11 protein-coding genes are annotated in these 9057 nt (G+C 40.8%); 6 read left to right on the top strand and 5 right to left on the bottom strand.

Annotated elements, in window-relative coordinates:
* Nucleotides 1-183: 183 nt before the first annotated feature.
* A complete protein-coding gene (locus SB717_RS26075) occupies nucleotides 184-1506 on the bottom strand; it encodes an SH3 domain-containing protein (RefSeq protein ID WP_410905399.1) in 1323 nt (440 codons plus the stop codon).
* 345 nt (nucleotides 1507-1851) lie between these two features.
* Here SB717_RS26075 and SB717_RS26070 point away from each other — a divergent pair, with 345 nt between their 5' ends.
* From SB717_RS26070 to SB717_RS26060, 3 genes are all read left to right on the top strand, one after another.
* Nucleotides 1852-3063, top strand: a complete 1212-nt coding sequence (locus SB717_RS26070) for an AGE family epimerase/isomerase (protein ID WP_410905397.1) — start codon at nucleotides 1852-1854, stop codon at nucleotides 3061-3063.
* 130 nt (nucleotides 3064-3193) lie between these two features.
* Nucleotides 3194-3499, top strand: coding sequence for a hypothetical protein (locus tag SB717_RS26065; protein ID WP_410905395.1), 306 nt, complete (start codon nucleotides 3194-3196; stop codon nucleotides 3497-3499).
* A 17-nt stretch (nucleotides 3500-3516) separates the two neighbouring features.
* Entirely contained in the window at nucleotides 3517-3819 is a 303-nt protein-coding gene (locus SB717_RS26060) for a hypothetical protein (RefSeq protein ID WP_155660409.1), read from the top strand.
* Nucleotides 3820-3866: 47 nt separating this feature from the next.
* Here the strand turns inward: SB717_RS26060 and SB717_RS26055 are convergent, their stop codons facing one another.
* A complete protein-coding gene (locus tag SB717_RS26055; protein ID WP_057234659.1) occupies nucleotides 3867-4808 on the bottom strand; it encodes a magnesium transporter CorA family protein in 942 nt (313 codons plus the stop codon).
* 166 nt (nucleotides 4809-4974) lie between these two features.
* On the opposite strand from SB717_RS26055, the gene SB717_RS26050 reads away from it, so the two are divergent.
* Nucleotides 4975-5832, top strand: coding sequence for an STAS domain-containing protein (locus tag SB717_RS26050; RefSeq protein ID WP_410905393.1), 858 nt, complete (start codon nucleotides 4975-4977; stop codon nucleotides 5830-5832).
* Between the two features lie 43 nt (nucleotides 5833-5875).
* Here SB717_RS26050 and SB717_RS26045 read toward each other — a convergent pair whose 3' ends face one another.
* Together SB717_RS26045 and SB717_RS26040 are read right to left on the bottom strand one after the other, a co-directional pair.
* Nucleotides 5876-6100: a hypothetical protein gene (locus tag SB717_RS26045; protein WP_114896177.1), complete on the bottom strand. Its 225-nt coding sequence runs from the start codon at nucleotides 6098-6100 to the stop codon at nucleotides 5876-5878.
* 31 nt (nucleotides 6101-6131) lie between these two features.
* Nucleotides 6132-7001, bottom strand: coding sequence for an SDR family oxidoreductase (locus SB717_RS26040; protein ID WP_013058194.1), 870 nt, complete (start codon nucleotides 6999-7001; stop codon nucleotides 6132-6134).
* Between the two features lie 222 nt (nucleotides 7002-7223).
* Here SB717_RS26040 and SB717_RS26035 point away from each other — a divergent pair, with 222 nt between their 5' ends.
* Nucleotides 7224-7562 (top strand): YflT domain-containing protein, encoded by a 339-nt coding sequence (locus tag SB717_RS26035; RefSeq protein ID WP_064471932.1) that lies wholly within the window; start codon nucleotides 7224-7226, stop codon nucleotides 7560-7562.
* 284 nt (nucleotides 7563-7846) lie between these two features.
* Here the strand turns inward: SB717_RS26035 and SB717_RS26030 are convergent, their stop codons facing one another.
* Nucleotides 7847-8017 carry a hypothetical protein gene (locus SB717_RS26030; RefSeq protein ID WP_410905390.1) on the bottom strand — a complete coding sequence of 57 codons (171 nt, stop codon included), beginning with the start codon at nucleotides 8015-8017 and terminating at the stop codon, nucleotides 7847-7849.
* Between the two features lie 102 nt (nucleotides 8018-8119).
* On the opposite strand from SB717_RS26030, the gene SB717_RS26025 reads away from it, so the two are divergent.
* Complete coding sequence (locus SB717_RS26025) at nucleotides 8120-9049, top strand: SDR family oxidoreductase (protein WP_013058198.1); 930 nt, start codon at nucleotides 8120-8122, stop codon at nucleotides 9047-9049.
* The last annotated feature ends 8 nt before the right edge of the window (nucleotides 9050-9057 follow it).

Genomic DNA, 9057 nt, shown 5'->3' with positions numbered 1-9057 from the left:
CTGAGTCCTTATCAGTATAGAACTCAGGCTGCATAGGTAGTTTTCTTAAGACTGTCTATTTGACAGGGGTCACTCCACCAAAATGAGGTAGCCTCTTTTATACATAATTGATCTTAGTACTACACTTTACGGACGTTTCTTCTCAAATTAAAGTTATTTCGTAAAGTCTTATCCCTTTTTTCATTACTTAATGCCGTAATATTCTTCAAGCGTAATTCCTTTACTCTTAATCGCCTGCGCCACTGGTTTGCCTACATATCGCAAATGCCACGGCTCATATTTATAGCCCGTTACCGCGTCTTTCCCTTTTGGATAACGAATAATAAATCCGTATTCTGCTGCGTGGGCATCGAGCCAAGTTGCTTCTTTTGTTCCGCCAAAGCAGTCTTGAGCAGCACATGTGCCGTCGCCTTTTGTTACATCAATTCCCAGACCCGTTTCATGTTCACTCGTGCCTGGCAATGCGCTATAAGTTGCCGCTTTATCATAACCGTCCCGTTGAACATACGAACTAAAAAGCGCGCTTTGCGTTGCATGTGAACGGTAAGCTGATACGCCAAGAAGCGTAACGCCTTGTTTTTTCGCACCTGCAAATAACTGTGCAATAGCAGCGGCTGCTTCACTGCGCATTTTTTTCTTTTCCGTTTGTTCTTTGAATGTAAATGGAATCGTTGTATATACTAAATCTTTCGGAACGTAGTTTTCCGGAAGCTTGTTTTGTTTATTCACAACAACTTGTATACTTTCAGGGTTCGAAACCACTTTCATGCCAGCCAATGCTCGTACGTATTGACCGCTTACATAGCCAACCTTACCTTGATACGTAATTTTCAGCCAGCCGTTTGCTGCTTTATCCGTCACGTCGAGCTGTGTGCCGGCTTTAAGTGTTGCCATGACAGCACCAGCAGTTGAAGCAGTTGTTCGAACATTTAAATTTGCCGTCGCCACATAGACAGAAGCCGCTGGAGCTGGTTCGGAAGAACCCGTTGATTCCTTTACGTACTGCGTGCTCACATAGCCTATTTTGCCTTGATAGCTTACTTTTAGCCAGCCGTTCGCTGCTTGTTCTGTCGACGTTAGCTGCGCGCCTTGTTTGACCGTTACAACAATCGCGCTTGACGTCGATGGACCGCTTCGAATATTTAAATTTGCCGTTGTTACGTAAGTTTTGGTCGTTGAACTCGCTGACTTTTTAACATACTCACTGCTTACGTAGCCTGTTTTGCCTTGATAGCTTACTTTCAGCCAGCCACTTGCTGCTTGTCCAATTACCGTTAGCTGCGTGCCTTGTTTGACCGTTGCAATAATCGCGTTAGACGTCGATGGACCGCTTCGAATATTTAAATTCGCCGTTGCTGTATATGTTTCCGCCGCTGCGCTTGCGACAGTTGGCTCACCCGTAAAATTTAAAGAATGAAGACCTAGAGTTCCTGCCCCTACAAGTGTAAAAGCAAGGCCTGTTACCACTAATTTTTTGTAAAATGTTTGTCTGTTCACTTCTGTCATGTTTTATACCTCATTTGCAAAATATAATAGAAATCCATGCTGCTAGTTTAATAGGTTAAGTGAAAACAGGATCCGATGTTTAAGCTCAACCTTAACTAAACAGCATTAAGTAAAATTATTCGACGTCTAGAGGCTTACCCTTACTTCGTTCCAGCTAGCACGTATCTTTAGAATACCGGATAATCGTGTCAAAAGTATATCAAAATATTTCAAACTTGTTTCCAAACTGATACATTTTCAACAAAAATAGAATAATAGAGCAGAAACAGCAAAAAAATCCTTACGTTTACTCCCAACTGCTTAGGGTAAAAAACATTTAAAAACAAAGATTGAGATGGTGATAAAATGAACACGGCAACGGATTTCTCCTCAACTGCGTTTCGAGAACCTCACACATTAAAACAGCATATTTTTGATACGCTTCATTTCTACTACCCCGCTTGTATTGACCAAAAAAACGGCGGGTATATCCATGAATATTACGACGACGGCACCCTCAACAACACGCATTCAAAGCACTTGGTAAGTACGGCGCGCTTTATTTATATCTTCAGTGTAGGGGCTCTTTTAGGCGGACCGGATTGGTGCAAAGAAGCAGCTCATCACGGCATCCGTTTTCTACAAAACAACCATTATGATAGAGAGCACGGCGGGTATTTTTTTGAAATAGCCGATAACGGAGAAGTAAAAGATGATTCTAAACAAGCATATGGCCACGCTTTTGCTCTTTTAGCTTCTTCCATCGCATATCAAGCCGGCATTCAAGAAGCAAAAGAAACAATTGAACAGGTATATGACGTGGTGGAAAAGTATTTTTGGGAAGATGCGCACGGCTTTTATCGAGACGAATGGGATGCATCGTGGTCAGCTTCTTCTTTATATCGCGGCCAAAATGCAAATATGCATATGTGTGAAGCGATGCTTTCTGCCTTTGAAGCAACAAGAGATAAAAAATACTTAGACCGAGCGTACACGCTTGCAAAAGGCGTTACTCAGCAGCTTGCTGAACGATCTGGCGGCATGATTTGGGAGCATTATGATACAGACTGGCAGCCGGATTGGGAGTACAATAAAAACGATACAAAAGATGAATTTCGTCCGTACGGCTTTATACCAGGACATCAGTTTGAATGGAGCAAGCTGCTTTTATGGCTTGATCGGCACCGTTCGGAAAACTGGATGACAGAACGCGCAAAGTATTTGTTTGATAAAGGCTGGAACCGAGGCTGGGATGCTAAGTACGGAGGTCTTTACTTTGCGCTGTCTCCTCAAGAAGAAGTCATTGACCCCGATAAAAACTACTGGGTGATGGCCGAAGCCATTTCTGCGGCTTCACTGCTCGGGGTAAAAACCGGAGACAGCGGATATTGGAAAGCATACGACGCCCTGTTCTCCTACTGTCAGAAACACTTTATTGATCACACATATGGAGGCTGGTATCAGCTGTTAAATCAGCAAAACGAACGCTACAGCTCGAAAAAAAGCCCGGCTCCTAAAGCCGATTATCACCCTGTAGCAGCTTGCTATCAAACGCTGATAGCACTGAATTCTCTCTAAGATAACAATCATAAAGAAACCGTTTTCTTCCAAATGCGTTTATTTTGTTTATTTAAGGGAATTTACTTACTAACAATCATTGTTTCTATATTTCATAAAAAGCACGACTATATATATGTAAGGAGTGAAGATGATGTATTTTTACGCGTTAGCACAAGGAAAAGATTCTGGAGACCCAGTAACACTGCATCATGAGAGGAAATTTTCGAAAAAAGAATTTTTAAAGATGTTTAACGAAGCGTTAGATGAGTTGGATACGCATCCAGCTCCAAGCGATGTTGGTGAATACCTTTGCCGTGCATACGGATTTCAAGAAATTGAAATCGAGACGGGTGTTGTATGCTACTGCGCTCCTTTTAGAAAGCTAGACGACTCGGATATTATAGAAGACCGCACGTACATGGACGCCACGACCCGAACACTAAAATACAACTAACCAAAAAGAAAGGTTGGATGCGTGTGAAGACCGTACAGAACATTTATCGAACCAGTGAAGCTGTACCAGAATCGGGCGCTTACGTTTGTGCGGAAGGTGAAATTAAACTCTTTCAAAAAGATGATCTTTTTACACCTTGCCCACATACACGTGAATCAACGACGTGGAAGCCTGTAGATGACGCCTTTTCAACCGGAGAATTGGTTCCGCAAACCGGTCGCTATACCGACGAAAACGGCAATCAAGTAAAGCTAAAAGAAAACGATTTATTTCCAAGATGCCTTCGTTCAGGTGAGCCCACGACGTGGAGGCGAGGATAACAGACAACAAAGCAGCCGCTTATTAAGCGGCTGCTTTTTCTTGAAGCTTATTTAAAAAATGAATTCTTTTTTCTTCCTTTTAACAGATCGCCCGTCCACCCTTTCATTCGTAAATAGAGATAAATGGCCACGGTTGAAAGAACAATTAAAATGAGTGCGTAGACATAGCCAAACTTCCAATCAAGCTCCGGCATCCCTTTAAAGTTCATTCCCCAAAGAGCTCCAAAAGCCGTTAAAGGCGTACTGATTGCTGTCAGCAGCGTTAAAGCTTTCATAATCTCATTTCCTCGATGAGTAGACACAACTTCTTCTAATTTAATTAACGCGTCAAATTCTTTTTGATATTGTTCAATCAGCGTTAAGCCGATTTCGATTTTTTTACACATCCGCTGATATTCGACCGTTTGGTTAATTTTTTTATGAAATGCTTCTTCTATTCCCATTGTGACTTCTCGAACAGAACTAATTAAATTCGTCCATATAAGCAGGTCATACCGGGCTTTATGAATGTCATCTAACACGTCGATATTATTATTATGGCGAACTTCCCACAGAAGCTCTCTGAAATGACTTTCAAACTGATCAAACCCATTTAAGTGTTTTTTCATAATTTCGCCTAAAAGAATAAAAAAACTTTCCGCCGTGTTAGCAGACTGCTTCATGCGTTCAATCATTCGTTCATGATTGGTGTTCTCGAGGATTTTTAAATCGATTCCTGCCGTTATAATAAACTCCTCAGTAATATAAAAATGAAACGAATCATAATTTTTTTGGTCAAACGACTCCTTATGATAAATCAGTGAACCATAAATGAGCTCACTTTCTCCTATTACATCTACTTGAATATGATTAGAATTTTTCTTTTGAAGCTGCTGACAAAACCATTCATCTCTTGGATACTGATAGTCTTTGATTATATCAGCTATTCCGTCTGCTTCTTCTAAATCAAACTGATACCATTTCCACTGATCGCTCGTCACGGTATTCATACTTTCCCTCTTTCCCCTTTTATTAGAATTTTTCCCTATATACAATCACTTAAAACCTCACGCGCAAAATAAACATACATTTCATATCCATCTTTACAAAAATGATGCTATAATAAATATGTTGCGCGCCTGCGCGATGCTTTATCAGTTTGAGAGGAGAATAACAGTGAAGAAAGATATCGCTTTACGTTCTTATCTGCTAGAGAATGCACCAAATATGACGGAGGAATGGTATGAATCTTTGGACAAAAAATCTTCTGAAGGCGTATATACCTCTAATGATCCTCACGTCATTCAACGCTTAAAAGCGCAAAACTATGAATTCCATTTATATATTAGCAACGTCTTTATAGAAGATGAAAAAAGTTTTTTTGAATCTTTTAATACGTGGCTAAATAAAGTTGCCAAAGATCAACAGCATCTCAGAACCCCCATTCAAAGTATTATTAAAGAATTTATGAACGTCCGCAAACAATACTGCGAGTATATTCGCCGATTTGCAGAACTTCATGATGACATCACTCAGCAGCATATCGATATGTGGAATGAAAAAGTAGTACGGGTATTTGATATTATTATTTTGAAATTCATCACAGAAGCGCAGGAATATGCCTCAAACCGCCTCCGCTCTCAGCAGGAAATGATTCATGAATTAAGTTCACCTGTTATTGTGATTAAAAAAGACGTGGCTCTTTTACCATTAGTTGGCGATATTGATACGGCAAGAGCCAAAATGATCCTAGAAAGCACGTTAAAACAGTGTGCTGAGAAGCAAATCTCTCATTTGTATATTGATTTGTCAGGAGTTGTGATGATCGATACAATGGTCGCGCACGAGCTGTTTCAGCTAATAAATGCGCTTGATTTAATCGGCGTTAAATCGATTTTATCGGGCATTCGTCCTGAATTAGCCACTACTGCGATGCAGCTTGGTTTAACTTTTGACCATATACGAATTAAATCGAATCTTGCTCAAGCATTAGAAGATGATTCAAAAATTGTAATTGCTTCTAGCACTCATTAATATAGGGATACAAACAAAAAAAACAGCCCGAGAAGGCTGTTTTTTATTTTCTATGATGAATGTTTTCAGAACCTGATTCATCTTTCGTTTTCGTTTTATTTTTCTCTTCTTTTTGTTCAAGTCTTATGTCTTCCAACGGCATAGGATCGACCGTTTCTTCTTCTTTAAAACGTTCAAATAACGTTTCGTCTTGATCTGTTACACGCTGTTCCGTTTCATCTCTTTTTTTTGGTGTATTTGAAATAGATCTTTTCTCGCGTTCTCCCATCTTTTTCTCCTCCTTTATATAGGTGAAGCAATTATGTGTTCATGAAATCTCCGCCGTTGACATGAAGCGTTTGACCCGTCATATAAGATGAATCATTTGAAGCTAGCAGCACATAGCAGCCTACGTGCTCCACAGGATGCCCAGGTCTGCCCATCGGCGTATCTGTACCGAATTCTCCTACTTTATCACCTGAGAAAGTAGACGGGATAAGCGGTGTCCAGATTGGTCCCGGTGCTACGGCGTTCACGCGAATGCCATCTTTGACAAGCGCTTGCGCCATACTGCGCGTAAAGCCGTTGATTGCACCTTTTGTCGCCGTATAATCGATCAGCTGAGGATTTCCGCGGTAAGGATTAATTGACGTTGTATTAATGATTGCACTGCCTTTTCCTAAATAATCAAGCGCTTTTTTCGTAAAATAAAAGTATGAATAAAAGTTCGTTTTGAACGTTCGTTCAAGCTGTTCACTTGTAATTTCTTTAATGCTTTCTTTTGGATGCTGCTCTCCTGCATTGTTCACAAGAATATCAAGCTTTCCAAGCTCACTTACTGTTTTTTCTACCGCTTCGTTACAGAATGATTCGTCTCCTACGTCTCCTGCAATCAGCAGGCACCTTACACCTTCTTCTTCAATGCGGGCTTTTGTTTCCTCGGCGTCGCTATGTTCGTTTAAGTAAACGATGGCTACGTCCGCTCCTTCTTTCGCATAAGCAATGGATACAGCTCGTCCAATTCCGCTGTCTCCTCCGGTAACTAGCGCTACTTTTCCTTTTAATTTTCCTGTACCAATGTAATTGTCATCCTCATAAATAGGGAGAGGATTCATCTCGCTTTCGATACCCGGCTGGCGGTCTTGCGTTTGCTGAGGCTGACCTTGTGTTTGTTGATCTTGTAAATTCATTTTAATCTCCTCCTATTTTTGATGGAACTTTTTAGTATAGTCTACGTTTAGCCTTCTGTTTTGAAGTTCAAACATCTTTTTTAAAAAATTTATGATATTTCTATTCTCTTTTACTATCTTAGAAAATTCATAGAAAACAAGTTTAAAGTTGGAAACAAAGGCTACAGAATGAGTAGAAGATGTATTTCAGAAATATCTTTTATTAGGAGGTTTGGTTGGTATATGAAACACATTGAAATAGCAGAAAACCAAGAGGAGGCAACCTGCATCATCCATTCTTTTTTAAAAAAAGGATTTACAAGCAAAGATATTTACCTGCTGGCCTACGATAAAGAATGGGCTCATAATTTAACGGACGCAACACATACAAAAAAATACAGAATGGCAGAGCAAGGTATTTTTGAAACGGCGGTAAATAAACTTCTTTCAAGAGAAGATGAGCTTCTTTCAAAGATGGCTTCGCTGGGCTTATCCAATCAAGAAGCAAACCGGTATAAAGAAGAAATGAAACAAGGACATATCGTGGTTATTGGCGCACAGAGTCAATCAATTCCCTACTAAAACAGCGGAAACGTTTTTTATCAGCTTATAAGGGTATTTAGTAAAATAAACCATTGTCTATCAAGAAAGGAAGTTATAACGATGTTAAATTATTTGGGAATTCAGATAGGCTCTCTTTACTTTCCTACTAGTATTTTGCTTATCACGTTTCTTGTATTAATCGGCTTTTTTATTTATTTCCTATCTAGAAGAAGAAAAAACCGCCAGGAATCACGTGAGCAATCACGCGGAAAATAAAAGAGAATGTCAAGGTAAAAGCCCTTCGTGCAGAAGGGCTCTTTATGCTATAAAACAGGCAGATACTTCTCATAGCGAGGGTTTACATAAAAAGGCGGACGAGGTCCTAAAAGCGGCATCATAAGAGGCTGAGGGTCCGAGTTATAGATTACTTCCACCGTCTGATTTGACCCGTCCATTAGCAATAGCTTCACTTCTTCACTGTAGTAATATCTCATGAACTCACCTTCTTTCTCGCATTCTACACTCTTTATACGTATGCATGAGAGATTGATCTATGTCATAGAGTGAAAGAGTGATGCTTTTTAGGAGGTTGTTTTATGTGTCCAAACAATGAATTTTATCAGGACAAGCAAGGGTATCCGATGCAGCCGAATTACGGAAAAATTACGCGCTATGAAGACGTTCCGATTACGGTTCCTGAACAGCGGCAGCTTCGCCAGCCCGGGTTAGAAAGTTTGATGGTTCCGCGTCCCATTATCGAAAATCCGCATTACAAAGGAAGCGGCAAGCTAAAAGGAAAAATTGCTCTCATTACAGGCGGTGACAGCGGAATCGGAGCAGCCGCTGCCATTGCCTTCGCTAAAGAAGGAGCAAACGTTGCGATTGCTTATTTAGATGAACATGAAGATGCAAATCGAACGAAAGCAAGGATTGAAGAACTGAGTCAAAAATGTGTGCTGCTTCCCGGCGACGTGCGGGACAAACAGCACTGTAAAGACATCGTCGAAAAAACGGTAGAAACGTTCGGTCAGCTTGATATTTTGTGCAATAACGTAGGCGTTCAGTTTCAGCAGATGAGTCTTTTAGACATCACCGATGAGCAGTTTGATCATACATTTAAAGTGAATATCTACTCGCACTTTTACACGACGCGTGCCGCTCTGCCTCATTTAAAAGCCGGCAGCTCGATTATTAATACTGCTTCAATTGTGACGTATAAAGGCTATGAACAGTTAATTGACTATACGGCAACTAAAGGAGCCATTGTCGGTTTCACTCGTGCACTTTCCAATAGCCTGATTAAAGACGGCATTCGCGTAAACGCCGTAGCGCCGGGGCGCATTTGGACGCCGCTCATTCCAGCAAGCTTTTCAGCTGATCAAGTAACGCAAGTGGACAATCCGATGGAGCGCCAAGGGCAGCCGTTTGAACTTGCTCCAACCTACGTGTATCTCGCAAGCGACGACTCACGGTTTGTCACGGGGCAAACGCTGCATGTAAACGGCGGAGAGTGGGTTTCTTCTTAAAAATCTCA

This window comes from Priestia sp. SIMBA_032, from assembly GCF_046535215.1.
Taxonomy (GTDB): Bacteria; Bacillota; Bacilli; order Bacillales; family Bacillaceae_H; genus Priestia; species Priestia aryabhattai.
Note: the sequence above shows the minus strand (reverse complement) of the source record. Positions and strands in the feature narration are given on the sequence as shown.

Coding starts and splice junctions, on each gene's coding strand:
- SB717_RS26075 (WP_410905399.1), bottom strand. CDS start 1,506: ATGACAGAAGTGAACAGACAAACATTTTACAAAAAATTAGTGGTAACA.
- SB717_RS26070 (WP_410905397.1), top strand. CDS start 1,852: ATGAACACGGCAACGGATTTCTCCTCAACTGCGTTTCGAGAACCTCAC.
- SB717_RS26065 (WP_410905395.1), top strand. CDS start 3,194: ATGATGTATTTTTACGCGTTAGCACAAGGAAAAGATTCTGGAGACCCA.
- SB717_RS26060 (WP_155660409.1), top strand. CDS start 3,517: ATGCGTGTGAAGACCGTACAGAACATTTATCGAACCAGTGAAGCTGTA.
- SB717_RS26055 (WP_057234659.1), bottom strand. CDS start 4,808: ATGAATACCGTGACGAGCGATCAGTGGAAATGGTATCAGTTTGATTTA.
- SB717_RS26045 (WP_114896177.1), bottom strand. CDS start 6,100: ATGGGAGAACGCGAGAAAAGATCTATTTCAAATACACCAAAAAAAAGA.
- SB717_RS26040 (WP_013058194.1), bottom strand. CDS start 7,001: ATGAATTTACAAGATCAACAAACACAAGGTCAGCCTCAGCAAACGCAA.
- SB717_RS26035 (WP_064471932.1), top strand. CDS start 7,224: ATGAAACACATTGAAATAGCAGAAAACCAAGAGGAGGCAACCTGCATC.
- SB717_RS26030 (WP_410905390.1), bottom strand. CDS start 8,017: ATGAGATATTACTACAGTGAAGAAGTGAAGCTATTGCTAATGGACGGG.
- SB717_RS26025 (WP_013058198.1), top strand. CDS start 8,120: ATGTGTCCAAACAATGAATTTTATCAGGACAAGCAAGGGTATCCGATG.